At 65.2% G+C, this 24,116-nt stretch carries 25 protein-coding genes; 15 read left to right on the top strand and 10 right to left on the bottom strand.

Going from position 1 to position 24,116, the window contains the following annotated elements; translation table 11 throughout:
- Positions 1–36 precede the first annotated feature (36 nt).
- The 4 genes from ACHMW6_RS29475 to ACHMW6_RS29460 all read left to right on the top strand — a co-directional run bounded on the left by ACHMW6_RS29475 (position 37) and on the right by ACHMW6_RS29460 (position 3,593).
- Positions 37–1,329 (top strand): two-component regulator propeller domain-containing protein, encoded by a 1,293-nt coding sequence (locus ACHMW6_RS29475; RefSeq protein ID WP_395408744.1) that lies wholly within the window; start codon positions 37–39, stop codon positions 1,327–1,329.
- Positions 1,330–1,463: 134 nt separating this feature from the next.
- Positions 1,464–2,168, top strand: a complete 705-nt coding sequence (locus ACHMW6_RS29470; RefSeq protein ID WP_395402345.1) for a hypothetical protein — start codon at positions 1,464–1,466, stop codon at positions 2,166–2,168.
- Positions 2,068–2,961 (top strand): histidine kinase, encoded by an 894-nt coding sequence (locus ACHMW6_RS29465; RefSeq protein ID WP_395408743.1) that lies wholly within the window; start codon positions 2,068–2,070, stop codon positions 2,959–2,961. The genes ACHMW6_RS29470 and ACHMW6_RS29465 overlap by 101 nt, the downstream gene beginning before the upstream one ends.
- Before the next feature lie 14 nt (positions 2,962–2,975).
- Positions 2,976–3,593 (top strand): TetR/AcrR family transcriptional regulator, encoded by a 618-nt coding sequence (locus tag ACHMW6_RS29460; RefSeq protein WP_395402343.1) that lies wholly within the window; start codon positions 2,976–2,978, stop codon positions 3,591–3,593.
- Here ACHMW6_RS29460 and ACHMW6_RS29455 read toward each other — a convergent pair.
- Positions 3,572–4,213 (bottom strand): glutathione S-transferase family protein, encoded by a 642-nt coding sequence (locus tag ACHMW6_RS29455; protein ID WP_395402341.1) that lies wholly within the window; start codon positions 4,211–4,213, stop codon positions 3,572–3,574. The two genes, ACHMW6_RS29460 and ACHMW6_RS29455, sit on opposite strands and share 22 nt — an antisense overlap.
- Before the next feature lie 84 nt (positions 4,214–4,297).
- Here ACHMW6_RS29455 and ACHMW6_RS29450 point away from each other — a divergent pair, with 84 nt between their 5' ends.
- The 5 genes from ACHMW6_RS29450 to ACHMW6_RS29430 all read left to right on the top strand — a co-directional run bounded on the left by ACHMW6_RS29450 (position 4,298) and on the right by ACHMW6_RS29430 (position 7,328).
- The gene (locus tag ACHMW6_RS29450; RefSeq protein ID WP_395402339.1) at positions 4,298–4,879 is read left to right on the top strand and encodes a TetR/AcrR family transcriptional regulator; all 582 of its coding nucleotides are present in this window, start codon (positions 4,298–4,300) and stop codon (positions 4,877–4,879) included.
- A gap of 2 nt (positions 4,880–4,881) precedes the next feature.
- Positions 4,882–5,136: a hypothetical protein gene (locus ACHMW6_RS29445; RefSeq protein WP_395402338.1), complete on the top strand. Its 255-nt coding sequence runs from the start codon at positions 4,882–4,884 to the stop codon at positions 5,134–5,136.
- A 214-nt stretch (positions 5,137–5,350) separates the two neighbouring features.
- Positions 5,351–6,448: a branched-chain amino acid aminotransferase gene (locus tag ACHMW6_RS29440; RefSeq protein WP_395402337.1), complete on the top strand. Its 1,098-nt coding sequence runs from the start codon at positions 5,351–5,353 to the stop codon at positions 6,446–6,448.
- Between the two features lie 101 nt (positions 6,449–6,549).
- Positions 6,550–6,963: a hypothetical protein gene (locus ACHMW6_RS29435; RefSeq protein ID WP_395402335.1), complete on the top strand. Its 414-nt coding sequence runs from the start codon at positions 6,550–6,552 to the stop codon at positions 6,961–6,963.
- Between the two features lie 8 nt (positions 6,964–6,971).
- A complete protein-coding gene (locus ACHMW6_RS29430; protein ID WP_395402333.1) occupies positions 6,972–7,328 on the top strand; it encodes a YbaN family protein in 357 nt (118 codons plus the stop codon).
- On the opposite strand, the gene ACHMW6_RS29425 is transcribed toward ACHMW6_RS29430, so the two are convergent.
- The 3 genes from ACHMW6_RS29425 to ACHMW6_RS29415 all read right to left on the bottom strand — a co-directional run bounded on the left by ACHMW6_RS29425 (position 7,320) and on the right by ACHMW6_RS29415 (position 9,527).
- Positions 7,320–8,510: a GMC family oxidoreductase N-terminal domain-containing protein gene (locus tag ACHMW6_RS29425; RefSeq protein WP_395402331.1), complete on the bottom strand. Its 1,191-nt coding sequence runs from the start codon at positions 8,508–8,510 to the stop codon at positions 7,320–7,322. The two genes, ACHMW6_RS29430 and ACHMW6_RS29425, sit on opposite strands and share 9 nt — an antisense overlap.
- Positions 8,468–8,602 carry a hypothetical protein gene (locus ACHMW6_RS29420; protein ID WP_395402329.1) on the bottom strand — a complete coding sequence of 45 codons (135 nt, stop codon included), beginning with the start codon at positions 8,600–8,602 and terminating at the stop codon, positions 8,468–8,470. The genes ACHMW6_RS29425 and ACHMW6_RS29420 overlap by 43 nt, the downstream gene beginning before the upstream one ends.
- 76 nt (positions 8,603–8,678) lie before the next feature.
- A complete protein-coding gene (locus tag ACHMW6_RS29415; RefSeq protein WP_395402328.1) occupies positions 8,679–9,527 on the bottom strand; it encodes a helix-turn-helix domain-containing protein in 849 nt (282 codons plus the stop codon).
- Between the two features lie 134 nt (positions 9,528–9,661).
- Here ACHMW6_RS29415 and ACHMW6_RS29410 point away from each other — a divergent pair, with 134 nt between their 5' ends.
- Positions 9,662–10,624, top strand: coding sequence for an alpha/beta fold hydrolase (locus ACHMW6_RS29410; RefSeq protein WP_395402326.1), 963 nt, complete (start codon positions 9,662–9,664; stop codon positions 10,622–10,624).
- On the opposite strand, the gene ACHMW6_RS29405 is transcribed toward ACHMW6_RS29410, so the two are convergent.
- Positions 10,625–11,374: a class I SAM-dependent methyltransferase gene (locus ACHMW6_RS29405; protein WP_395402324.1), complete on the bottom strand. Its 750-nt coding sequence runs from the start codon at positions 11,372–11,374 to the stop codon at positions 10,625–10,627. It abuts the gene before it with no gap.
- 231 nt (positions 11,375–11,605) lie between these two features.
- Between ACHMW6_RS29405 and lpxO the strand changes: the two genes are divergently transcribed.
- Positions 11,606–12,505, top strand: coding sequence for a lipid A hydroxylase LpxO (gene lpxO, locus ACHMW6_RS29400; protein WP_395402322.1), 900 nt, complete (start codon positions 11,606–11,608; stop codon positions 12,503–12,505).
- Here the strand turns inward: lpxO and ACHMW6_RS29395 are convergent.
- From ACHMW6_RS29395 to ACHMW6_RS29380, 4 genes are all read right to left on the bottom strand, one after another.
- A complete protein-coding gene (locus ACHMW6_RS29395) occupies positions 12,502–12,840 on the bottom strand; it encodes a hypothetical protein (RefSeq protein ID WP_395402320.1) in 339 nt (112 codons plus the stop codon). The genes lpxO and ACHMW6_RS29395 overlap by 4 nt on opposite strands.
- A gap of 32 nt (positions 12,841–12,872) precedes the next feature.
- Positions 12,873–14,198 carry an NRAMP family divalent metal transporter gene (locus ACHMW6_RS29390; RefSeq protein WP_395402318.1) on the bottom strand — a complete coding sequence of 442 codons (1,326 nt, stop codon included), beginning with the start codon at positions 14,196–14,198 and terminating at the stop codon, positions 12,873–12,875.
- 48 nt (positions 14,199–14,246) lie between these two features.
- Entirely contained in the window at positions 14,247–14,426 is a 180-nt protein-coding gene (locus ACHMW6_RS29385) for an oxidoreductase-like domain-containing protein (RefSeq protein WP_395402316.1), read from the bottom strand.
- Positions 14,427–14,652: 226 nt separating this feature from the next.
- A complete protein-coding gene (locus tag ACHMW6_RS29380) occupies positions 14,653–17,715 on the bottom strand; it encodes a diguanylate cyclase (protein ID WP_395402314.1) in 3,063 nt (1,020 codons plus the stop codon).
- A gap of 135 nt (positions 17,716–17,850) precedes the next feature.
- Here ACHMW6_RS29380 and ACHMW6_RS29375 point away from each other — a divergent pair, with 135 nt between their 5' ends.
- The 4 genes from ACHMW6_RS29375 to ACHMW6_RS29360 all read left to right on the top strand — a co-directional run bounded on the left by ACHMW6_RS29375 (position 17,851) and on the right by ACHMW6_RS29360 (position 22,360).
- Entirely contained in the window at positions 17,851–19,323 is a 1,473-nt protein-coding gene (locus ACHMW6_RS29375; protein WP_395402312.1) for a DEAD/DEAH box helicase, read from the top strand.
- Positions 19,324–19,469: 146 nt separating this feature from the next.
- Positions 19,470–20,408 carry a glycosyltransferase family 2 protein gene (locus tag ACHMW6_RS29370; RefSeq protein ID WP_395402310.1) on the top strand — a complete coding sequence of 313 codons (939 nt, stop codon included), beginning with the start codon at positions 19,470–19,472 and terminating at the stop codon, positions 20,406–20,408.
- Positions 20,401–21,183, top strand: coding sequence for a hypothetical protein (locus ACHMW6_RS29365; protein WP_395402308.1), 783 nt, complete (start codon positions 20,401–20,403; stop codon positions 21,181–21,183). The genes ACHMW6_RS29370 and ACHMW6_RS29365 overlap by 8 nt, the downstream gene beginning before the upstream one ends.
- Positions 21,095–22,360: a hypothetical protein gene (locus tag ACHMW6_RS29360; RefSeq protein WP_395402306.1), complete on the top strand. Its 1,266-nt coding sequence runs from the start codon at positions 21,095–21,097 to the stop codon at positions 22,358–22,360. Before ACHMW6_RS29365 ends, ACHMW6_RS29360 begins: the two co-directional genes overlap by 89 nt.
- A 113-nt stretch (positions 22,361–22,473) precedes the next feature.
- On the opposite strand, the gene ACHMW6_RS29355 is transcribed toward ACHMW6_RS29360, so the two are convergent.
- Positions 22,474–23,979: a CHAD domain-containing protein gene (locus ACHMW6_RS29355; protein WP_395402304.1), complete on the bottom strand. Its 1,506-nt coding sequence runs from the start codon at positions 23,977–23,979 to the stop codon at positions 22,474–22,476.
- Positions 23,980–24,116 lie beyond the last annotated feature (137 nt).

Genomic DNA, 24,116 nt, shown 5'->3' with positions numbered 1-24,116 from the left:
TACAATCTGATGCTCCAGCAACAAGAAATCAGATTGATGTACTCCGCCCGGCTCCTGCTCAGCACCATCCTCCTCGCCGCACCGCTGGCGGTCCAGGCGGCGGCACGGCCGCTCAGCCCCATCAACCTGCATCACACCAGCTGGACGGCGAAGGATGGCGCGCCGCCTTCGATTATCGCGATCGCGCAAACGCCGGACCGCTGGCTATGGCTCGCGTCCTTCAATGGACTGTACCGTTTCGACGGCGTGCGTTTCGAGCGCTTCCAGCCGCCGGGCGAGCAGAAGCCGGGTAACGACATCTGGGGCATGCGCGTGCTGGAGAACGGCGCACTGTGGATCGGCTATCGCTTCGGCGGCGCGAGCGTGTGGCACCAGGGCAGGCTGCGCAACTTCGGCACGGCCGATGGCTTCCCAGTGGGGTCCGTGGTCGATTTCGAACAGGACTGGCGCGGCACGGTATGGGCGTCGACTTCGCTGGGCTTGCGCGCGTTCGACGGCAGCCGCTGGACTGCGCCGGAAATGAGCCATACCGGCCAGTGCATGCTTCTCTCCGACCCCGACAAAACCTTGTGGGCCCGATGCGAGTCCGGGACGTTCGCGCTGCCTAAAGGCGGTAAGGCGTTCGTACCTTCCCACGATGGCCTGGGTTTCGGCCGCATGGCCATGGCGGGCGACGGCACCGTCTGGGCCATGGGTGGCCAGCGCGGCGAACTTGCCGCGCTGAGCGGACCGGGAAAAGCCGGCCCCGTGCCCGTGTGGCCGCGTGCGCGCGAGGCCGGCGGCACCATGCTCTTCGAGCGCGACGGCCGGCACGCCTGGGTAACCCGTGCCGATGGCGTGCTGCGCTTCGGTCCCGGCGAAGGGGCGAGCATATTTGGCGCCGTGCATGGGCTAAGCGGCAGCATGCCGAATACGGTGTTCCAGGACGCCGAAGGCAATGTATGGGTCGGCACGGAAAACGGAATTGACCGCTTCCGGCCGGCCGCGTTGCAGGGCGTGGCGCTGCCGCAGATCCGCTGGGATGCGCCGGCCATCGCCGCCGGCGAAAACGGGGCGCTGTGGGTGGGCGGCACCGAGGTCAGGAATCCCGGGCATGAGGCGTTTGCGGCGCTGCCGCCGGAAGACAGCGCGTCCGCCGTGAGTGTGGTCTATCGCCAGGGAGGGGATGTCTGGACCGGCGGCCTGAATGGCCTGTGGCATTACCATGAGGGCAAGCGGAAGCCATTCCCCTGCCGGATTACGTTATCACGCGGCAGATCAACGCTATCGCGCGCGACGGCGAAGGCGCGCTCTGGATCGCCGCGCGCGGCGCAAGCCTGGCGCGGCTGAAGGATGGCGCCTGGCAGCGCGGCGGCGGCTTCAGGGAACTCGAGCGACGCCCGAACTCCATCCTGCCCGATAGCCGCGGGCGCATCTGGTTCGGCTATCCGGACAGCACGCTGCGCTTGCTTGAAGGTGGCAAAGTGAGTGCATATGGGCCGGAGCAGGGCCTGCGCATTGGCTCTGTGCTGCATATTGTGGAAAGCGCGCAAGGCGTCTGGCTGTCCGGATCAAACGGTTTATATCATTTTGACGGCAAGCGGTTCGTCCAGGTCCTGGGGCAGGGCGATGAGCCCATGCTTGGCCTGAGCGGCATGATCGATTACGGCGACGCGCTGTGGCTGAATGGTGCCGCGGGCATCACTGTCGTGGCCAGGCAGGAGCTGGCGCGCGCGCTTGCCGAATCGGGCTATCGCGTCAGCTTCCGCAGGCTCGATCACAAGGACGGCTTGCTCGGCGCGGCCACCAATTCCTTCCCAGCGCCGTCGGCGGTCGCCGGAACGGACGGGAAGCTCTGGTTCACAACCACCGCGGGCCTGTTCTGGCTGGACCCCAAAGCCGGTGCGGAAAACAGGCTGCCGCCGCCGGTCTACATCCGCAGCGCGAACGTGGATGGCGCGAGCTTTGCGCTGGCCGCGAAAGGCGTGAGCCAGCTGCCTTCCAACCCGGGGCGCGTGCAGATCGACTTCACGTCGCTCGAGTTTCACGATGCCCGAGCGTATGCAGTTCCAGTACCAGCTGGAAGGCGTGGACCGTGGCTGGCAGCAGGGCGGCGCCTTGCGTACCGCAACCTACACCGACCTGGGCCCGGGCAACTATACCTTCAGGGTGCGCGCCGCCAACAATGATGGCGTGTGGAGCGAGCACGATGCGGTCGCCGCCTTCCATGTGGAGCCGGCGTTCTATCAGACAGCATGGTTCCGCGAGCTGTGCGCGGTGGCCGTGGCGCTGGGATTGTGGGGCCTGTACAAGCTGCGCGTTGCGCAGATCGCGCGCGAAGTCGAGGGGCGTGTCGAGGCGCGCATGCAGGAGCGCGAGCGCATCGCCCGCGACCTGCACGACACGCTCCTGCAAACGGTGCAGGCCTTGCTGCTGCAGATGCAGTGCGCCTGGCACAAGCTGCCGCCCGGCGAGCCGGTGCGGCGCGATATCGAGCGCTCGCTGGAACTGGCCCAGGCCGCGCTGGAAGAGGGACGCGACAAGGTGCAGGGTTTGCGCACGCCGCCCACGACCGACCTGCTGACGGAAGTCAGCCGCTTGCTCAAGGCAGAGCATCCTGATGTCGAACTGGACACGCGCGCCAGCGGCGAGCTGCGCCCCGTCGCGCCGGCCGTGTATGACGAATTGCGCTCGATCGCCCTGGAGGCATTGCGCAATGCCGTGCGCCACGCGGGCGCTTCGCACATAATTTTCGAGGTCGGCTACGCCGCGGAAGCGCTCTCGCTCACCGTGCGTGACGATGGTTGCGGCCTGCCTGCCGATGTGCAGCAGGCTGGGCGCGCGGAAGGCCGCTGGGGACTGGTCGGCATGCGCGAGCGCGCCCAGCGTCTCGGCGCACAGCTGATCCTGACCAGCGCAGCGGGTGAAGGCACCATACTGACGGTGCAAGTCCCTGGCCAGCGCGCCTACCTGGCATCGTGATCGGAGAGAGTCATATGGAACCCGGCACGCAATTGACGGAACGCCAGCGGCGCACGCGCGACAGCCTGCTCGACGCGGCCCAGGCGGAATTCCTGGAGCGCGGCTATGCCGGCGCCACGCTGGCCGGAGTGGCCGCGCGCGGCGGCGTTTCCACGGCCACGCTGCATAAATACTATGCGACCAAGCGCGCCATGTTTGCGGGCATGCTGGAGCGCTTCTGGGCGTCCAATATCGAGCCGCCGCTGCTGGGCGGCGACCCGGCAGCCTGCCTGCGCTGCATCGGCAGCGCGTATGCCGAGCGGCTGCTGCCGCCGGAATCGCCGGCTGTGGTGCGCGTGGTGATCGCGGAGGCAATCCAGAGCCCGGAACTCGGGCAGGAACTCTACCAGCGCGGCAAGGGCCCTTATATGGCGCGGCTGGCGTCGCTGCTGGCCGATGCCGTCGCGGACGGCAAGATGACGGTGCCGGACATTCCGCTGGCCGTCGGCCAGTTCTTCGGCATGATCAACGATGTGCTGTTCTGGCCACGCCTGTTGTGCGCGGAGGCGACCGTGTCGCAGGAAGATGCCGAGCGCGTGGTCAGCGAGGCCGTCGCCACCTTCCTGGCGCGCTATGCCGTCGCCGAGAAGTGAGCCACGTGGTCGGCCAGCGCTTTCCGGAACGCCGGGCGGGCCATGCAGCGCTGCCTGTAGGCCGCCAGTGTCGGGAAACGCTCCACCATGCCAGTTCCGTCCAGCTGGCGCAGCACGGTGGTCATCAGGATGTCGGCCACGCTGAACGTACCCGCCAGGTACTCGCGGCCGGATAACCAGGCGTCAATGGACGCCAGCCGTTTCAGCGATCGGTCTTCCAGCCCCGGTCGCGCCCCGGCTGCCCACGCCTCGCCTGCCGCGAAATAGATCAGTTCCGCGAGCGCCCCGGTGTGCGGCTCGACGGAGTTCAGCGCGGCAAACATCCACATCACGGCCTGCTCGCGCGCGGCCGGGTCGGTGGGCAACAGGCCGGGCTCCTTGCTGCCGAGGTGCAGCAGGATGGCGCCGGATTCGAAGATGGGAAAGTCGCCGTCGTGCAGCACGGGGACTTGTCCGAACGGTTGCTGCGCGCGGTAGCGGGACGTGTTCTGGTCCTCGCCGCCGATCGTGCGCACCTGGTAGGAAAGGCCAGCTTCTTCCAGCGCCCAGCGCACGCGCAGCTCGCGCACGTGGCCAATGGCAAACGACGGTACTGCACGGAAGGTAGTCAGTGTGTACATGCCCGGTCTCCTGGTTGGTGGGGTATGTGGCGAGAATACTTTGATCCATAATATGTTCAAGAACATTTTATGAGGCGGACGGCCATGCCTTACACCAGTGAACACAAGGCCCGCACGCGGGAACGGATCGTGGAGTCGGCGCGCAAACTGTTCAATCGCCACGGCTTCGAGCAGGTGTCGATCGACACGGTCATGTCAGAAGCGGGGCTCACGCGGGGCGGGTTTTACAACCATTTCCAGAGCAAGGATGAACTGTACGCGGCGGCGGTGGCGAGCTTCAGCACTTGTAACCCCTTCGCGGCCGATATCGCGGCCAATCCCGCTACCGATGCGCGGGAGCTGGCGCACCGGCTGGTCGACCTGTACCTGAGCGATGCGGTGCTGGCCGATATCGATTCGCACTGTCCCTTGTATGCGCTGCCGGAGGACGTGGCGCGCGCCGGCCTGTCGCCGCAGAAGGCTTATACAACCTTGATACGCAACCTGACGCAGGTTTTCTCGGGCGCCCTGGCCGCATATCCTGATGGCGACAGCCGCGCCCAGGCGATCGTTTCCCTGTGCGTGGGCGGCATGGTGCTGGCCCGTACTACCGACGACGCCTCGCTTCGCGCCACATTGCGCTCCTCGGCCCGGCAGCAGGCGCTGGCTTTGCTGGGAGCGAACTAGACATGGGCAACCTGTATTCCGACGCTGTGCCGCCGGCGGCCGGCGAACGTTTCGACACCTTGCTGTCCCATCGCGGACTTACGATCGAGCGCATTGTCAGTACATCGAAGATCGAGTCGCAGCTTTATGTGCAGGAGCAGGATGAGTGGGTGGTGCTGCTGCGGGGGGAGGCGCTGCTGGATGTCGATGGCGTGCCGACGCCTCTGCAGGCCGGCGACTACGTTTTCTCCCCTCGCGCACGCCGCACCGGGTGGTGAGCGTATCCGACGGGGCGATGTGGCTCGCGGTGCATTTGTCGGCGGCGCATCGAGCGGCGGATCAATCGATCCGCCTGCAGCCCTTCGGGCCAAAGCCGTCCGTGGTGCGTAGGGCGGATCATTGATCCGCCGTGTGTGCGGCGACGCGGCGTTTGAAACGGCCAGATGTTAGACTATAGGGATATCCCGCAACACCCACAGGAGCAGCAGAACAATGAGCAGCGAACAAAAATCCCAACTGGCGCACCAGCCGCACCCCAATCCTGTCAGCGCCGAGCAGCGCGCGACCTTCCTGGAGAATCCGGGTTTTGGCCGTATTTTTTCGGATCACATGGCGACCATCCGCTATACCGAGGGCAAGGGTTGGCATGACGCCAAGATTGAAGCGCGCACTCCATTCAGCCTGGACCCGGCAACCCTGGTCCTGCACTACGCCCAGGAAATCTTCGAAGGCATGAAGGCCTACCGTCTGCCGGACGGCGGCGCCACCCTGTTCCGCCCGGACGCGAACGCGCGCCGCTTCCGCAACTCCGCCAAGCGCCTGGCCATGGCCGACCTGCCGGAAGAACTGTTCATCGATTCCGTGCGCGAGCTGGTGAAGATCGACCGCGACTGGATTCCGGAGGCCGACAAGGGCTCGCTGTACCTGCGTCCCTTCATGATCGCCAATGAGGCGGTGCTGGGCGTGAAGCCGTCCGCGGAATACCTGTACTGCGTGGTGGCTTCGCCGGTGGGCGGCTACTTCAAGGCCGGCGCGGCAAGCGTGAGCCTGTGGGTGTCCGACCTGTACACCCGCGCAGCGCCGGGCGGCACGGGCGACGCCAAGTGCGGCGGCAACTACGCCGCCAGCCTGCCGGCACTGGCCGAAGCGCAGCAGCACGGCTGCGACCAGGCTGTGTTCCTGGACGCGGTGGAGCGCAAGTGGATCGAAGAACTGGGCGGCATGAACATCTTCTTCGTCTTCAGCGACGGTTCGCTGCAAACGCCTCCGCTGGGCGGCACCATCCTGCCGGGCATCACGCGCGACTCGCTGATCACGCTGGCGCGCGACCTGGGCATGACCGTGCGCGAGGAACCGTATTCGATCGACCAGTGGGAAGCGGACGCCAAGAGCGGCAAGCTGGTTGAGTCCTTCGCCTGCGGCACGGCCGCCGTGGTGGCGCCGATCGGCCGCGTGCGCGGCCGCAACCGCGACTTCACCATCGGCGATGGCGGCGCCGGCGCCGTTACCCAGCGCCTGCGCGGCGCATTGGTTGACATCCAGCAGGGCCGCGCGCCGGACCAGCATAAGTGGCTGGATCGGCTGTTCTGATTGAAACCCAACGGCAAATGCTAGTGTCTGCCACATCGTGGCAGACACTTGGTTTGCGTTGGGTTTTTTGTTGAATTTTCTGGCACTTTGGCTGAGATCCCATGAAAACATTTGTTCTCCTGCTGGCGCTGGCGTCGGGCAGCGCCTGGGCCGCTGCGCCATTTACCGGCACCGATTACAGCGGCACTTATGAATGCAAGGCGGACGACAACGCTGAGGGCAATTACGAGTCCATCGTCACGCTGAAGCTGGATAAGGTCCAGAGCAACGGCAAATACGGCGCCTATCACTTCAAGATGGAAATACCCGGCTACGGCGACTATCCGGGCCACGCGGCTGCTTACGGCACGAATATGGCGATCCATTTCGCCAGCACTGATGCCGCGAGCAAAGATTACGGCACCGGCATTGCCGCCTTCACCAAGAAGGCCGGCAAGTGGTCGTTCAAGAAGTACTACTTCGAGCCTGAATTCAAGGGCGGCAATTTCGGCTTCGAGAACTGCCGGCAGAAATAAGGCCTGCTATGCGCGCCGCCTGGGTCATCGCCGGCTTCATCTCGCTCGCGCTGGGCATCATCGGCATCTTTCTGCCGCTGCTGCCCACCACACCTTTCCTGCTGCTGGCGTCGGCCTGTTTCGCGCGCGGCTCGAAGCGCATGCACAACTGGCTGCGCACGCACGGCACGTTCGGACGCTACCTGCGCGACTTCGAGGATGGGCGGGGCATTCCATTGCGCGGCAAGGTGCTGGCGATGGCGATGATGTGGCCTTCGATGATTTACGCGATGTGGCGCGTCGGCCACCTGGCGCTGCAACTGATGCTGCTGGCGATTGCCTGCGGCGTTACCATCTATATCCTCCGGCTGCCGACTTCACGCTAAGGCCTGGCCCAGGCGCTTGCCGAGGCAGAGCAGGGTGAGCGTGGGCGGCAAGCCCCACGGCGCGGGCAGCACGGAGGCGTCGCACACATAGAGTCCCGGCGTAGACGTTTGCAGATTGCTGTCCGCGCCCGCGCCGATGGGAATGGTGCCGCCGGGATGAGCGGCGAAATGCCAGCTCTTGAACACATGTTTTGCGCCGGCTGCGGACAGCACGCGGCGCGCCAGTGCAACGCCCTCGGCGAACTTGCGTCGGTCGGAGTCCTGCAGCGTCTTGTCGGCCCAGCGCGGGCCAGTGCCTCCGCCAGCCTCATCGCGGATCTTGACCATGATGCTCAGCGTGCGGCGGTGTGCGAACAGCCGGTCGACGCGGCCGACCTGCAGCGCAAAAGCCTGATACATGGGCCTGGGCAGCGTAAGGTCGGAGAAGGACAAGCCCTGTTCCGGCAGCGCCATGCCGGCCGCCATCGGCACTTCGGCCCCGCCGTCCACATCGTCCACGCTGCCCATCACGGCCACCACGGGATCGCTAAAGAAGGGCACATCGCGCGGACCGAGGCCGGAGCTATGCAACAGGCGCGGGCTGCCAATGCCGCCGCCCGCCAGCACCACGATGCCGGCGCGGGCTTCGTGCAAGGCGCCGCCGCGTTCGTATTCGACGCCCACGGCGCGGCCATTTTCCACCAGCACGCGCGTGGCGCGCGCTTCGTCCACCAGTTGCGCGCTGTGGCGGACCGCTTCGTCCAGCAGGTCGCGCGCCGTCCACTTGGCGCCATAGGGGCAGCCATACACGCAACGCCAGCAGCCGGTGCGGCAGATCTGCGGGCGGATCATCTTGTCCAGCTTTTGCCAGGGCAGGCCGGCCGACTGCGCGGCCTGCATGATGCGCTTGGCCAGGGGGCCAATCAATTCATCCGGCAGCGGGGACATGGGCAGTTCGGTGCGGCATTCGGCCAGTGCGGGCGCGAGGTCGATGCCGAGGGCGGCGAAGCGCTGCAGGGGCGGCGCGGCGGCTGTGGCGAAATTCAGTGTCGAGCTGCCGCCGGCCGTGAGTCCGCGCACCAGCAGCGAGGCATCGCGGTGGAAGAAGGCGCCCTTGCCGGGTACTGCGGCCATGGACGCCATCTGGCCCAGCGTGCCTGTCACCGGCGCCGCGCTGCCGCGCTCCAGAACCAGCACGCGCATTCCCGGCGCGCCGCTTCGCGCGCCACGCTGGCGCCGCCCGGGCCGCTGCCGATGATGATCAGGTCGTAGCGCATATCAGTTGGATTTTTCATTATCAGAGTGCCGCTAATGCTAATTAAAACCCAAGGCGTGAAGCTGGTGTCTGCCACGATGTGGCAGACACCAGGGTTACGCCGTGGGTTTTAAAGAGCGCAAGCGGCCACAAAACTCTGCGGTAGCCTCGTCCATCGGGTAGCACGATTCTACGTGCAGTTCATCCAGCGTCACATCGCGCGGCGTGCCGAAGGTGGTGATGGTGGAGAAGAAGCGTATCTCCTGTCCATCGCGATGGAAGACAGTTGTCAGCAGCGGTGTAGGCGCGGTGGACAGGTCGCGTTGGCGCCAGCGCACCGGCACGCCGGGATAGGACAGCACTTCCTCCAGCAGCTCGCGCGCGACCGTGTCGCCGGGCGAGGAGGCCACGAGGTTGTGCAGGTGTGCCAGCAGGTCGTTCGCCACCTCCTCCCAGTTGGCCAGCGCGCCGCGCAGGTCGTTCGGATCGAATACGTGGCGCAGCATATTGCGGTGCGGGCTGTCGCGTCCACCAAGCAGGAAGCGATTCATGCGCACGGCGGCTTCGTTGGCCATCAGGATGTCCCAGTGGCGGTTCATCAGGAAGGCCGGGTAGGGCTCCTGCTGCTTCAGCATCAACTCAATCGCGTGCCGCACCTGAGCCATTGCCGGCGTGGCCAGTTGCGATTCCGGATAACGCGGCGCGTAGCCGGCGGCGACCAGCAGCGCGTTGCGCTCACGGAGCGACATTTCCAGCGTGTCCGCCAGGCGCGCCAGCATTTCCGGACTCGGTTTCGATTTTCCGGTTTCGATGTAGCTCAGGTGGCGAGTCGAGATGCCCGCGTCCAGCGCCAGATCGAGCTGGCTCAGACGGCGCGCGCTGCGCCATTCGCGCAGCAGCAGGCCTACATGGGCGACTTGGACGGCTGGCGTTGCCGCGGACGGTGGGCGGAGGTTGGCGTTCATGCAAGGGATATTAGCCTGCTTTGTGCGCGGAATCCATGACCTGGGAGGTTATGGATGCATGACCTGGAGCGTAATTGCCGCTTTGCGCGGCGGGCGGGATGATGGCGTCAACTTTTCTTGACCAGGAGTCTGACATGCAAAGAAGGACGTTTATCAGGATTGCGGCGGGCAGTGTTGCGGCCATCGCCGCCGGGGCCGCAGCCGGCGGTGCGGCGCGCGCGGCGGACGCGGAGGTGCGGGCTTGGGCGGCGGGGCGGCGGTTTGTGGCGACGAGCGCGGGGGAGATCGCAGTGGTGGAGCGCGGACGCGGTCCGATGGCCGCGCTGTTCCTGCACGGTTTCCCGCTGAACAGCTACCAATGGCGCGGCGCGGTGGAGCGGCTCGCGCAATATCGCCGCTGCATAGCGCCCGACTTCCTCGGCCTGGGCCACACGCGTGTCGCGCCGGGACAAAGCCTGGCGCCGCAAGCGCAGGCCGACATGCTGGCCGAACTGCTGGACAAGCTGCAGATCCGGAAAGTGGACCTGGTCGCCAACGACAGTGGCGGCGCCGTCGCGCAAATCTTCCTTGCGCGCTATCCGCGGCGCGTCCGTTCCCTGCTGCTGACCAACTGCGACACGGAAATCGACTGTCCACCGCCCGCGTTGCAGCCGGTGATCGACATGTCCAGATCAGGCACCTTCGCCGACCAATGGTTCGAGCCCTGGCTGGCCGACAAGAACCTGGCAAGATCCGCCAGCGGCATTGGCGGCATGTGCTTCGAGCGTCCCGCGCAACTGAGCGACGCAACGATAGAAGCCTACCTGCGCCCCCTGGTCAGCACGCCCCAACGCAAGCAACGCATGCACGACTACGCCGTCGCGCTGGAAGCCAACTCCCTGTCCGGCATCGGACCCGCGCTGAAGGCCAGCCAGGCGCCGGTGCGCGTCCTGTGGGGCATGGCGGACGACATCTTCCTGCCCCACGGCGCCGATCACCTGTCCAGGGCATTCGGCAACTTCAGAGGCGTGCGCCGGCTGGAGGGCGCCAAACTGTTCTGGCCCGAAGAGCGCCCGGACCTGATCGCACAGGAAGCCCGGGCACTGTGGCAAGCCTGATCAGCGCTTGCGGTAGATGCAGACGATGATATCGCTGGGGAAAAGCTTCAGCACCGGCAGCGCGCACAGGATGGCCAGGTACTGCAGGCGATTCTTCAGCGCGCTGCCGCCGGCGTAGGCGATGCGCTCATACAGGCCGTCCGCCTTGATGGCCTCCAGTTCGCTGGAGAAGCGTAGATCGAAGCCCATGCCCTCCACCAGTTTCGTCAGGTTGGCCGGGTTGAAGTAGTGGACGTGGGGCGAAGGCATGTCCTTCTGCCACATGCGTTCAAAGGGGCCGCGCAGGCCGAGCGCTGCGAACACCTTGGACAGCCGGTAGAACAGGCCGCGCGAATTCGGCAGATTCAGGATCAGGATGCCACCCGGATTCAGGCGCTCATGGCAAGCCTGCAGCGCCGCGCGGATTGGCGGAATATGCTCGATCACATCGTTGAAGACGATCACGTCGAAACGCTCGTCCGCCGCCAGCGCATCCGGGAAGAAGCCGAGGCGCACGGGCAGGCCGCGCGCGATGGACTTGCCGCCCACTTCCGCGTCCGGCTCCACGCCCGCCACCTTGAAATAAGGCGCGGCCGCTTCCAGGAACCAGCCATGGGCGCTGCCCACGTCGAGCAGGGTGCGCGCGGCGGGCGCCTGTTCACGCGCCCAGCCGACGATGGTGGAGAAATTCTCCATGCGCAGGGCTTTCAGCGACGCCTCGCGCTGCGCCTCATCGATGGTGGCATGCGCCTGCGAATCGTTGATGGCCACGGTGAGTGCCGCGGCTTCATATCCACAGCTGCTGCAGCAACTGTGCCATTCAGACAAACCGCGCCGGGCTTCGGCGCTGCAAACCAGACAAACCATGCCCACTCCATCCGTTAATCCGCCGACGACAATAGCATAAACTCATTATGAAAAAGTCACTAATTGTCGCGAAGCAGCTCAGCAGTACAGACTGCGTTAAAATGATCGGTTTGGATCTGATTGAGGTGTAGCGCGATGAAATGGGCTGTTATCGGTTTTTATATCTTGTCCGTTTTGCACATTCACTTCCGCGGCAAGGTGCGCCTGCCGATCGGACGCCAGCTGTTCGACCACTCGTCGTTCATGGCGCCCATTAACATCTTCATGCACTGGTTCTCGCGCGTGCCGTCCACGCCCTACCTGAAGGTGGAAGACTTCAAGGAACTGGAGCCCCTGCAGAAAAACTGGCAAGTTATCCGTGCCGAAGCAGAGAACCTGCTGCGCCTGCAAAAGATCAAGGCCGCCGAAAAGAACGACGACGCCGGCTTCAATTCCTTCTTCAAGAATGGCTGGAAGCGCTTCTACCTGAAGTGGTACGACGCGAGTCACCCGTCCGCCGAACAACTGTGCCCGCAGACCTATGCGCTGCTGAAGTCCATTCCGACCGTGAAGGCCGCGATGTTTGCCGAGCTGCCGCCGGGCGGCAAGCTGAATCCGCACCGCGACCCGTTCGCCGGCTCGCTGCGCTATCACCTGGGCCTGGCCACGCCGAACGACGACCGCTGCTTCATCGACGTGGACGGCATCCGTCACAGCTGGCGCGACGGCCAGGGCGTGATGTTCGATGAAACCTATATCCACTGGGCGATCAACGGCAGCGAGAGCGACCGCATTATTCTGTTCTGCGACGTGGAGCGCCCGATGCGCTTCCGCTGGGCGCAGGCGATCAACCGCTTCCTCGGCAAGACCATGATGACGGCGGCTGCGTCGCCGAACGAATCGGGCGACCAGGTGGGCCTGGTGTCCAAGCTGTTCCGCGTTTCCTTCTACGCCGGTAAATACCGCCGCGCCTTCAAGGCCTGGAACAAGACCGTGTACAAGATCACCAAGGTTGGCCTGATCGTGGGCGTGGCCGCGGCGATCTACTACCTTTAATTGAGCTTCTGGCGCGCTTCCTCGCGCGTCAGCATCCATACGCGGTCGATATTGCCGTCGCGGTCTTCGGTGTAATTGACGACGATGTCCTTGCCACGCAAGGTGGCGGACATCTCGATCAGGTTGTCCTGATTGAAGATGCGGCTGGACGGCGCCATGTGCCGCAATTTCCCATCGATGTAAATCTCCGGGTGATAGCCCGGCGTCATCTTGCCGCGCTTGGCGTTGGGCGGGAATTCGCGCGGCGCCAGGTCGGGCGAATCGGCGAGGGCAGGCAGGGACAGGACTGCGGCCGTCAGTCCTGCAAGAGCTAAAAGCGTGCGGCGTTTATGCATGGTGGGTTCGGCCAGGGTTGCGTGTTGAAGCGCTAGCTTACCCCAGTCACGGCCATCGTGGCGAACATCGCGATGGCCGCTGTCGCCATCACGGCGGTGCAGGCCCACCCGAGCAGGCGCACGCGCCTTGTCATTTTCACGCCGCCCATCACGCCCTTGTGGGTAGTCAGCAGCATCATGACCACCATGATGGGGACGGCAATCACACCATTCACCACCGCGCTCCAGTACAGGGCCTTGATCGGGTCCAGCGGCAGGAAGCCAATCAGCGCGCCGCCCAGCGTGGCGGCAACAATGATGCCGTAGAACTTGCGCGCGGCCGACGGTTCCAGTTCCAGGCTGCTGCGCCAGTTGAAGGCGCCTGCCATTGCGTAGGCGGCGGAGCCGGCCAGCACGGGAATGGCCAGCAGGCCGGTGCCGATGATGCCCATGCTGAAGAGGAAAAAGGCGAGGTCGCCGGCGATGGGCCGCAGGGCCGATGCCGCCTGGGCGGACGACTGGATGTCCAGAATGCCATGGGCGTTCAGGGTCACGGCCGTGGTCAGCATGATGGCCCAGGCCACGAGGTTGGAGAAGCCCATGCCGATGGCGGTGTCCACCTTGATGCGGCGCAGCTGGGGGCGGACCTGCTCCGGCGCCTTTTTCAGGGGCTGGGCCTCAGGGTCCGCGTTCAGTTCCTCCACTTCCTGCGCCGCCTGCCAGAAGAACAGATAGGGACTGATGGTGGTGCCGAACAGGGCGACCATGGTGGTCAGGTACTCCGTCTTCCACTGCATGTGCGGCACGAAAGTGCTCTTCACGACCTGCAGCCACGGCACCTTGACCGCCATCGCCGTGGCGAAGTAGGCCAGCAAGGCCAGGGTGAGCCACTTCAGGATGCTCACGTAGCGCGTGTAGGGAATGAACACCTGCAGCAGCATGGACAGCACGCCGAAGCCGAGCGCATACAGCTGCGGCTTGCCGCCCGCGATCAGGCGCAGGGCGTCGCCCATGGCGGCCATGTCGGCGGCGATGTTGATGGTGTTGGCGATGAGGAGCAGGCCGACCATCGTGTACAGCAGCCAGGGCGGATAGTGGCGGCGGATATTGCTGGCCAGGCCGCGGCCGCTGATACGTCCGATGCGTGCGCTGACTTCCTGGATGCCGACCATGAGCGGATAGGTCAGGAAGGCCATCCACAGCAGGCCGAAGCCGAACTGGGCGCCGGCCTGGGAGTAGGTGGCGATGCCGCTCGGGTCATCGTCGGCAGCGCCCGTGATCAGGCCAGGGCCGAGTTTGGACAGCCACGATTCCTCTTTATCGGTGGCTTTGCCGGCGTCGTCCGGTGCGGCTTTGGGCAGTGTGGTTTGCTGATCCATTCGCCGATGCTAGGCGGCGGGCGGGTGGGCGTCCGTTCGCTGACGAACTTAGCGTTGCCGGGTTTTCTGGCGCGCCTCCCACTGCTTCAGCGCCTCCCGGTATTTTTCCAGCTCCTCCTGGTAAAGATCCAGCACGCACCAGGTGCAGCCGCTGTGGCAGCAATCATCCGGCCCCGGCGGCGTTGGCGCCACCGGCTTCGGGTCCAACCCTGGGGTCAGATCCGACATTCGGACACGAGCTCGGCGCTTGTCTGGGGCAGAGGTGAAATGCGCCAGAGGGACGGCCAGGTCCGGGGTCAGATCCGACATTCGGACACGAGCTTTGCCGTAGGCGGTGTTGCGGCTGAGTTCGTGTCCGAATGTCGGATCTGACCCCACAGAGGGACGCGCCCCGCCCTCGCCCTTGCTACGGCTGTGCTCGTGTCTGAATGTCGGATCTGACCCCATGGTTATATTATTGCTCGGGGACGGCGAGGAGGGCCTGGTTGCGGCCGCGCTGTTTGGCGCGGTAGAGGGCCTGGTCGGCGAGTTCGATCAGTTTTTGTGGGCTGCTGGCATCGGTGGGCACCAGCACGGCCACGCCGATGCTGATGGTGACGTGGCCAAACGGCGAGTCGGCATGCGGCAGCGCCAGGCGCTCGAGCTCGGAACAGATGGCCTGGGCCACGCCGAAGGCGTCGGAAACGTCGGTGGCGGCGGACAGCAGCGCGAATTCTTCGCCGCCGTAGCGCGCGACGAGGTCGGTGCTGCGCCGGCCGTGCGAGGTGATCAGTTGCGCCACGGTGCGCAGGGTGGCGTCGCCGGCGATATGCCCGTAGCGGTCGTTGTATTTCTTGAAGTAATCCACGTCCAGCATCGACAGCGCAATCGACTGACCGGTGCGCGCGGCGCGCCGCCATTCTTCGTCCAGCGCCAGGTCGAAGCCGCGGCGGTTCGAAACTCCGGTCAGCCCGTCGGTGGTGCTCAGCGCAGCCAGTTTGCGGTTCGACTCTTCCAGTTCCGCCGTGCGCGCGGCCACCAGCTTTTCCAGCTCGGCCTGCTGACGCGTCAGGCGGCGGATGCGCCAGTGGTAGAGGCCCCACAGACCGCCCAGCACGCCCGCCGTGGCCGCCAGGCGGAACCACCAGGTTTGCCAGAACGGCGGCGTGATCGTGATGCGCAAGGAGGCGGCCTCGTCATTCCAGGTGCCCCGGTGGTTGGACGCTTTCACGCGGAACACGTAATGGCCGGGATTCAGGTTGGTATAGGTCGCCACGCGGTGCTCGGCGTCGGCCTCCACCCATTCGCGGTCGAAGCCTTCCAGCTGGTAGGCGTAGCGGTTGTGCATGGGCTCGGTGTAGTGCAGGGCCGAGAATTCCAGCGAGAACGTGGGCACCTGCGCCGACAGCGTCAGCGACGTGGGCGCAGTCGGCGCACCGGCCAGCTGCACGCCTTCCGGCAACTGGCCTTCATTGATCGAGTGGTTGAACAGCTTGATGTCCGTGATGGCGATCTGCGGCGCCACCGACACCCGCTTCACCGCCTTGGGATCGACCGCCGTCATGCCGTGCACGCCGCCGAAGTAGAGCAGGCCGTCCGCCCGCGCGGAGGAGTTGGCGGCGAAGCCATCCGTCAGCCCGTCGGACGGCGTGAACAGCTGGGCCGAGCTCTCGGCCGGATCGATGCGGAACAGGCCGGCAATCGTGCTCACCCACAGCCGGCCTTCCTGGTCGCTCTGGATGGCCAGCGTTTTCAGGTTGTTGGTGGCCGCGGCCAGCGAGCGGAAGCTGTACTTGCCGTCCGGACCTTCCACCAGCTGGGCCAGGCCGCGCGCGGTGCCCACCCAGATGCGGCCGGTGGCGTCTTCATGCAGGCTGGTGACGTTGTCGTCCGGCAGCCCCTCCGGCTTGGCGCGCAGGTGGCGGAACTTGCCGGTGGACGGATCGAGCAGGTCCAGCCCGCCGCCATTCCATTCCGAGCCCATCCACACGCGGCCCTTGCGGTCTTCCAACACGGTGGTGGTGCCGTTCACGCCGCGGCTTTCCGGATTCTTCGGATCGTTCAGGTAGGTCTGGTACTTGTCCGCCGCGATGTCGTAGCGGATCAGGCTGTTGCCCGTGCCCAGCCACAGCACGCCGCCCTTGCCGGGCGCGATGGCGTTGATGAAGTCGCTGGCCGTGTTGCCGAAGTGGGTGACGCTGAACTCGCCGTCGGGCCGGTCCAGCCGGTTCAGTCCGCTCGACGTCCCCACCCACAGCGGCCCGCTGGCGCCCTGGTAGAGGCTGTAGATGATGCTGTGGCTTAGCGAGCCGGACTTGCCGTCGCCCATGTAGCGGCGCAGCACTTTGCCGCTGGCCGGATCGTACAGCCCCAGCCCGGAATTGCCGCCCAGCCAGAGCTTGCCGTCCGGCGAAGTGGACAGGCTGAGCAGGGCGTTGCTGGCAGGCGCGATCTTGCCGTCGATGCGGTAGGGCACGGTGCGCTCGAAGCCGCTGCTGTTCAGGTTGACGAGTGCGATGCCCTCCGTGAAGGACGCCAGCCATAGCATGCCGCCGCGGTCCTGCATCATGGCGCGCAGGTTGTCGCCGGGCAGGGAGTAGGGATCGTCCGCCTGGTGCAGGAACTGGTCGAAACGGCCGGACGATTCATCCCAGCGCAGCAGGCCGGCAGTCAGAGTAGTGGCCCACAGTGTGCCGGACTGGTCGATGAAGAAACTGGTTACGCGGCTGTTGGGCGAAGGGATGATGTCGCGCGCCGGCCACGGCTGGCGGCGATCCCAGCGCATGACGCCCGCCTCGGTGCCGATCCACAGCCGGCCCTGGCGGTCGAAGGCCAGCGCGCGCACGATATTGCTGCGGGCCCGCGGGTCGTTTTCCGGCCCCGTGCGGTAGTGGACGAATTCCTTGGCGCCCGGCGCCAGGTAATCGATGCCGCCCGGCCAGGTACCGGTCCAGACGCCGCCCTCGTCGTCGCGCGCCAGTGCGTTCAGGTCATTGCTGGCCAGGCTGCCCGGCTTGGCCGGGTCGTGGGCGTAGATGGTGAAGTGGCCTGTGGCGGGATCGAAGTGCTGCAGGCCGCCCCAGGTGGCCAACCACATGCCGTCGCGGCCGTCGCTGATGATGTTCTTGATGACGCGGGCATTGTTCGGGCCGCCCGTTGGTGCGAACGCGGTGAAATCGCCGCCCACCGGATTGAAGCGGGCCAGGCCATCCTGGGTGCCGGCCCAGATATTGCCCTGGCGGTCCTCAAAGAGTGCCGAAACGCGGTCATGCGGCAGCGAGCCGGGCTTGTTCGCTTTGTAGCGAATGGCGCGGTAGCCATCGTAGCGGTACAGACCGTTGGTATGCGTGCCGATCCACACGAAGCCCTGCCGGTCTTGCAATAAGGACAGCATGGACGGTTCATCGCCGCCCAGCGGCCCCAGCTTTTTGAAGCGCAGGGAGGGCGGCGCGGCCAGGCAAGCGCCGGCCACTGCCATCAAAATGAGCAGCGTAAACAGGCGGATCAGGGAGCGGATAGGCTGGCGGGAACAATACATATCGTTACATTATACATTCCATTTCTGCAATAGTTTCTCTCCAAAACTCGCTGTTTCCGTGCGCAGTGGTGCTGAAACAGGTATCATCCATGGTTGGCCGGAATTCTGGCCGCTCTGCATTTTGAAAAAGATTTTATGTCTGACACTGAGATCATCCCCGCTACCCCAGCTGCCGCCCCAAGCGAAGTCCGCTTCAGCGACTTCGGCCTGTCGCAGGACATTCTGCGCGCGCTGACCGAGCAGGGCTATACCCATCCCACTCCGATCCAGGCCCAGGCCATCCCGATTGTGTTGCAGGGACGCGACGTAATGGGCGCCGCCCAGACCGGTACCGGCAAGACTGCCAGCTTCTCGCTGCCCATTATCCAGAACCTGCTGCCGCAGGCGAGCTCGAGCATGAGTCCGGCGCGCCATCCGGTGCGCGCCCTGGTACTGACGCCGACCCGCGAGCTGGCGGTGCAGGTGGCCGAAAACGTGGCCGCCTATTCCAAGCACACCCCGCTGCGTTCCACCGTCGTGTTCGGCGGCATGGACATGAAGCCGCAAACGGAAATCCTGCGCCGCGGCGTGGAAATCGTGATTGCCACGCCGGGCCGCCTGCTGGACCACGTCGAGCAAAAGAATATTTCCCTGGGCCAGGTGCAAATGCTGGTCATGGACGAAGCCGACCGCATGCTGGACATGGGCTTCCTGCCGGACCTGCAGCGCATCATCAATATGCTGCCGAAGGTACGCCAGAACCTGATGTTCTCGGCCACCTTCTCGCCCGAGATCAAGAAACTGGCCGGCAGCTTCCTGAACAAGCCGGTCACCATCGAAGTGGCGCGCAGCAATGCCACCGCCGACAAGGTGACCCAGGTCGTCTACAAGGTCGCCGAAGAACACAAGCGCGACGCTGTCGCCCACATCCTGCGCCAGCGCGAGCTGAAGCAGGTGATCGTGTTCTCCAACACCAAGATCGGCGCCTCCCGCCTGGCGCGCGGCCTGGAGCAGGAAGGCATGAAGGCCACTGCCATCCACGGCGACAAGACCCAGCAGGAGCGCATGGCCGCTCTGGACGCGTTCAAGAAGGGCGATATCGATGTCCTCGTGGCGACCGACGTGGCCGCCCGCGGCCTCGATATTTCGGATCTGCCCTGCGTGGTCAACTACGACCTGCCGTACAACGCGGAAGACTATGTGCACCGCATTGGCCGTACCGGCCGCGCCGGCGCATCCGGCGACGCGATCTCGATCTATTCGGATAAGGACGAGCGCCTGCTGATCGATATCGAGAAGTTGATCAAGCAGAACATCACCCGCGGCCAGCTGGATGGCTTCGCGCCGGCGACTTTCCATGGCGACGAGCGCCACGGCGACCGCCGCCGCAACCGCACCGAGTCCGATGCGCGCAACGCCCGTGGCGGCGACCGCGAGCGCCGCGCTCCGTCCGGTTCCGGCCGTGGCGACGGACCGCCGCTGCCGCGCCGCGACAAGGTCGATCCGTGGTTCCTGAAGCCATATGAGCCTTCGCGTAGCGCGAACGCAGCGGTCCAGGCCGCCCCGGCGCCGGTCAGCAAGCCGAAGCCGAAGGTGGCGGCCCTGTTGGGCGGATTGCCAAAATCCTGATCAGAAGAAATGCCCGCTGCCAGCGGGCATTTTTTTCTTGTGACAAAGGGAGACAATGGGTGACAATTACGATAATTGTTAATTGGTAAAATATTTGCCCGCCCGGCAGCATACCGCTGCCCTGACCTTTGCAAGTGAATTCCGCCGTGACCATCCTAGCCAACAAGCGCATCGCCATCATCGTTCCCTGCTACAACGAGGAACTGACCGTAGCGGACATCGTCCGCGACTTTAATGCCTGCCTGCCGCAGGCGCCGGTCTACATCTTCGACAACAATTCCTCCGACCGCACCGTGGAGGTGGCGCAGCAGGCCGGCGCCATCGTGCGCCGCGTGCCGCTGCAGGGCAAGGGCAATGTGATCCGCCGCATGTTCGCGGACGTGGATGCCGATATCTACATCATGGTCGACGGCGACAATACCTACGACGCCAGCGTGGCGCCGCAGCTGGCTGAAAAGCTGGTGCGCGAGGGGCTGGACATGGTCGTCGGCACGCGCGTGACCGAGGAGCAGGAGGCTTACCGCTTCGGCCACCGTTTCGGCAACCGCATGCTCACGGGCTGCGTGGCCATGGTGTTTGGCGATACCTTTACCGATATGCTGTCCGGCTACCGCGTGTTCTCGCGCCGCTATGCGAAGTCCTTCGCCGCGCACTCGGCGGGCTTCGAGACCGAAACCGAGCTGACGGTGCACGCGCTGGAGCTGCGCATGCCGGTGGCCGAGGTGGCGACCGTGTACAAGTCGCGTCCCGAAGGTTCGTTCAGCAAGCTGAATACCTACCGCGACGGCATGCGCATCATGTGGATGATCCTGAAGCTGTTCAAGAACGAGAAGCCGCTGCACTTCTTCTCGATCGGCGCTGTGCTGTGCGGACTGGCCGCGCTCGGCCTGGCCGTGCCGCTGGTGAGCACCTGGCTGGAAACCGGCCTGGTGCCGCGCATGCCGACCGCCGTGCTGTGCACCGGCCTGACCCTGTTCGGCGCGGTGCTGCTGTCCTGTGGCCTGATCCTCGACACGGTCACGCGCGGCCGCATCGAGCAGAAACGTTTCGCTTACCTGTCCCTGCCCGCACCGGGCCATGACTAAACCGTCGGCCTCGCGCCGGGCGCGCTTCTGGGCCGCACTCGATACGGCGCGCGGCTGGCGCATTGCCCTGTTTGCCGGCCCGCTGTTCTTTGCCCTGCTGTCCTTGTCCTACGGGCAGGACAGCAACTGGGACCTGCAGAACTACCACCTCTATAACCCCTTCGCCCTCTTGCACGGCAAGATCGGCTTCGATCTCGCGCCCGGCGTGTGGCAAAGCTACTTCAATCCCACGCTGGATTTGCTCTACTACGGGCTGGCTACCACGCTGCCCGCGCGCCTGGTGGGCGCCATCATGGGCGCGCTGCACGGCCTCAATTTCGTCTTGATCGCCTATATCGCGCTGCACCTGCTGCCGCGCCGCGCCGTTGCCAGCCTCGCGCCCGCACGCGCATCGCTGCCGGGTGCCGTCACCGCGCCCGTAGTGGCTGCCCCCGCTGCGCGCCACTGCGAGCGCATCCGCCACGGCCGCGCCGGCGCTGGCTGGCCTGGGGGCATCTGCGTCGCATATGCCGTCGCGGCGCACCGCAGCGGCCAGCTCCACGCCCGACGCGGCCCATGCCTTCGGACGCGAGCTGGGCGCCGCACCGTCCCACGCGGTGGGCGCGCGGCCGCGGTATCGCGTTGCGCTCTTGCTCGCGGCCGCCGGCTCGCTTGGTCCTGCCTTCCTGTCGGAAGTCGGCAACACGATGGGCGACAATATGACCGCCCTGTGCGTGCTGGTCAGCCTGCTGCTGATCGTGCGCGCCACGCTGCTGCCCGGCGGCGCCTTGCGTGAAAAAGCCGCAGCTGCCGGCCCACTTCTGCTGGCCGGCCTGGTAATGGGCATCGGCACAGGCCTGAAGTTGACCAACGCTACCTACGCGCTGGCCCTTTGCCTCGCCCTGTTCGCACTGGGACGCGGGCTGCTTGCCTTCGTGCGCGCCGGCTGGCTGTTCGGCATCGGCGTCCTGGCCGGCATCGCTGTGAGCGCGGGACACTGGTACTGGCGCATGTGGACCGTCTTCGCCAACCCGCTCTTCCCGCAATTTAACGACCGCTTCCAGAGTCCGATGGCCGCGCCGATCGGCATCGGTGACACTGGCTGGTTGCCAAAGTCCGCTCTCGAAAGTTGGCTCTGGCCCTTCCTGTTCACCCTCGATCCGAAGCGCGTCTGCGAGATTCCGCTACGCCACCTTCTGTGGCCTTTGCTGTACGTGGCCGTGATCGCGGCGGCTGTGGCCGCGCTGCTGGCGCTGGCACGCCGGCGCCCCATGCCGCAAACGCTGCTTCTCGCGCCGGGGGCGCGGCTGGTGCTGGCGTTCGGCGTGCTGTCTTATCTGCTGTGGCTGAAACTGTTCAGCATCTACCGCTACCTGGTGCCGCTGGAGCTGATTGGGCCGCTGATGTTCTTCCTGCTGCTGCAGGGATGGAACGCGCGGCTCGTCGGCCGCGTGCTGGCCTTCACCGCGCTGGCTGGCGTGCTCCTGTTCAAGGCGGGCCACGGCAACTGGGGTCATGGACGCTGGACCACAAAGGCCTTCGACGTGGAAGTGCCAACGCTCGCCGCGCCGGAGCGCAGCATGCTGGTGATGGTGCAGCCGCCGTCCGGCTGGCTGGCGTCCTTCTTCCCGGATTCGATGGCCGTGGTTTCGCTTGGCGCCGGATTCCCGGAGTCGGATGGCTACCGCAATCGCGTGCAGGCGATGCTGGAGGAGCGCAAGGCTGGCTGGTATGTGCTGCTGCAACCCGGTCCCCGACGCGCTGGCGCGCGGGCAGGAGACCCTGGGGCGTTATGGCCTGCAAGCCGACGTGTCCACATGCCGCCAGTATCGCGCGGCGATTGGCACGGACAAGGCGCCGTACCAGCTTTGCACATTGCGCCGGCCGCAATAAAGCCGCAGGCGGCATTCACACGGCGGATCAATGATCCGCCCTACAGCCCCTGCGGGGCCAGAACCGTCGACGCCGCGTAGGGCGGATCATTGATCCGCCGTGCATGCGCCGTCCGCGGCGCCTCCGAAATTCAAAATTCCCAGCGCAGCGTAGGGCGGATCATTGATCCGCCGTGCATGCGCCGCCCGCGGCCCTAACTGGTCATCTTCAAATGCTCCATCGCATTCAACGACGACCTCAAATGCCTGCTCTCCACCTCCGACTCCGCCGTCACATACCCTCGTGCATAAACAGCATCGTGTGACGTCCCGCCATCCTCCAACTCCGCCAGCAGCCGTTCCGCAACTGCCAGATCATTCAAGTGCCCGAGCTTATCCTGCAGCCCCGAAAGCGACCGGATATAGCGCCGCACCGGCTTTGCCGGCAGCAGGTCGCGGAAGAACTCAGCGGCGTAGCGCGCCTTCTTGGCAGCGATGCGCACCCGGTGGCGCCCCGGCGCATCGCTCACGTCGAGGGCATCGATGCGTTTCTGCAGGCGGCGCTGCGCCTTGCGCAACAAGGGGCCCATGGTGGCGTCGGCACGCCGCGCCAGTTGCGAATCTTTCGGCAGTTTGGCCGTATCGCGCCAATGCCGGCCGTGGAACCAGCCGTTCAGCTGCAGGATCGTCTGCGTGTAGCGTGGCTGGTGCAAGGTCTGCAGCATATGAACGTGCAACACATGCGCCCGATTCTCGGCTTCGCTGCGCAGCGCAGTCAGGTCCGGCCCTTTGATTTCGGGGATCGTTGAACCAGCCAGCACGTCCCAGTCGCGTGTGGAACCCAGCTCGCCGGCCAGCCATTCGACATTGTCGCTGAGCGGCGCGGGCAGGGGAGCGAGCTCCTCGAACATGTCGAGCAGCGCCCGCAGGCGCCGCAGGCCGACGCGCATCTGGTGCAGGCTTTCCACATTCTGTTTCAGCACACCGGGCACGTTCGCCTCCAATTGCTGCAGGCAGTTAAGCCCCATGCACTGGAACGCATCTTCCAGCCGCATTTTTTTCCTCAGCTCGACCGGGCTGGCCTTCACCGGTTGCGGCGGTTCGCCGGTAAGCAGCGCATAACCGCGCGCGGCCTTGCTGTCGTTGGCAATCTCCAGCGGGATTTCTTCATGCAGCGCAAGGGCCAGTTCGAACAGTTGCGTCGGATCGCCTTGTTTCAATTCGAATTCCAGCTCGCCGATTGCAGTGTTGCGGCTGCCGGCGTGGATTTCACCGGCGTCCAGCGCGCATTCGACCATCTGGCCGTCGGGCATCTGGATGTTCCAGCTTGTGCGCCGTGTCTTGTTATTGAAGATGGGACCCAGCCCATCGACAACCTCGGGTGAGCGCAGTAGCTTCGCGTAGTGCTCAGGCTTGATCTGGCGCGCCAGTGATGCGGGATCGGGTTTGGAACTGCTCAGTTCCGACTCCCATTCACAGCGTTCGTGCAGGGCTGCCGATCCTTCCGCAGCCGATTTCACGGTCTGGACCCACTTGCCGCCTTCCGCTCGTACTCGCAGCGTCAGGCCATTGTTCCAGAGATCCAGCTTGGGTGTGTCGTAATAAACATCGAACTGCTGGTTGTCCTGGGGGATGGCGATTGCCAGGTCCTTCAGCAGTGGATGCTGGCGCAGCCGAACCAGATCGCTCTGCGCAACCTTCAGTTTCAGTTCTGTTTCCATCGATTGCTCCTTGGTCAGGTGCCGATGTCGCCGGACTTGTTGTCGCGGCGTTCTGATTGCTTAACTATACAGGCAATCGCTATCGCGGTGCGCCCGAAGGCTTTTCACATGCAAGACGCCGCCGTGACAAAGTGCGT

The organism is Pseudoduganella sp. UC29_106, from assembly GCF_044055365.1.
Taxonomy (GTDB): Bacteria; Pseudomonadota; Gammaproteobacteria; order Burkholderiales; family Burkholderiaceae_D; genus Rugamonas.
This window is presented reverse-complemented; position numbering and strand designations above follow the sequence as displayed.

Coding starts and splice junctions, on each gene's coding strand:
- ACHMW6_RS29475 (WP_395408744.1), top strand. CDS start 37: ATGTACTCCGCCCGGCTCCTGCTCAGCACCATCCTCCTCGCCGCACCG.
- ACHMW6_RS29460 (WP_395402343.1), top strand. CDS start 2,976: ATGGAACCCGGCACGCAATTGACGGAACGCCAGCGGCGCACGCGCGAC.
- ACHMW6_RS29455 (WP_395402341.1), bottom strand. CDS start 4,213: ATGTACACACTGACTACCTTCCGTGCAGTACCGTCGTTTGCCATTGGC.
- ACHMW6_RS29450 (WP_395402339.1), top strand. CDS start 4,298: ATGCCTTACACCAGTGAACACAAGGCCCGCACGCGGGAACGGATCGTG.
- ACHMW6_RS29445 (WP_395402338.1), top strand. CDS start 4,882: ATGGGCAACCTGTATTCCGACGCTGTGCCGCCGGCGGCCGGCGAACGT.
- ACHMW6_RS29440 (WP_395402337.1), top strand. CDS start 5,351: ATGAGCAGCGAACAAAAATCCCAACTGGCGCACCAGCCGCACCCCAAT.
- ACHMW6_RS29435 (WP_395402335.1), top strand. CDS start 6,550: ATGAAAACATTTGTTCTCCTGCTGGCGCTGGCGTCGGGCAGCGCCTGG.
- ACHMW6_RS29430 (WP_395402333.1), top strand. CDS start 6,972: ATGCGCGCCGCCTGGGTCATCGCCGGCTTCATCTCGCTCGCGCTGGGC.
- ACHMW6_RS29425 (WP_395402331.1), bottom strand. CDS start 8,510: ATGCGCGTGCTGGTTCTGGAGCGCGGCAGCGCGGCGCCGGTGACAGGC.
- ACHMW6_RS29420 (WP_395402329.1), bottom strand. CDS start 8,602: ATGAAAAATCCAACTGATATGCGCTACGACCTGATCATCATCGGCAGC.
- ACHMW6_RS29415 (WP_395402328.1), bottom strand. CDS start 9,527: ATGAACGCCAACCTCCGCCCACCGTCCGCGGCAACGCCAGCCGTCCAA.
- ACHMW6_RS29410 (WP_395402326.1), top strand. CDS start 9,662: ATGCAAAGAAGGACGTTTATCAGGATTGCGGCGGGCAGTGTTGCGGCC.
- lpxO (WP_395402322.1), top strand. CDS start 11,606: ATGAAATGGGCTGTTATCGGTTTTTATATCTTGTCCGTTTTGCACATT.
- ACHMW6_RS29395 (WP_395402320.1), bottom strand. CDS start 12,840: ATGCATAAACGCCGCACGCTTTTAGCTCTTGCAGGACTGACGGCCGCA.
- ACHMW6_RS29390 (WP_395402318.1), bottom strand. CDS start 14,198: ATGGATCAGCAAACCACACTGCCCAAAGCCGCACCGGACGACGCCGGC.
- ACHMW6_RS29385 (WP_395402316.1), bottom strand. CDS start 14,426: ATGTCGGATCTGACCCCAGGGTTGGACCCGAAGCCGGTGGCGCCAACG.
- ACHMW6_RS29380 (WP_395402314.1), bottom strand. CDS start 17,715: ATGTATTGTTCCCGCCAGCCTATCCGCTCCCTGATCCGCCTGTTTACG.
- ACHMW6_RS29375 (WP_395402312.1), top strand. CDS start 17,851: ATGTCTGACACTGAGATCATCCCCGCTACCCCAGCTGCCGCCCCAAGC.
- ACHMW6_RS29365 (WP_395402308.1), top strand. CDS start 20,401: ATGACTAAACCGTCGGCCTCGCGCCGGGCGCGCTTCTGGGCCGCACTC.
- ACHMW6_RS29360 (WP_395402306.1), top strand. CDS start 21,095: ATGGGCGACAATATGACCGCCCTGTGCGTGCTGGTCAGCCTGCTGCTG.
- ACHMW6_RS29355 (WP_395402304.1), bottom strand. CDS start 23,979: ATGGAAACAGAACTGAAACTGAAGGTTGCGCAGAGCGATCTGGTTCGG.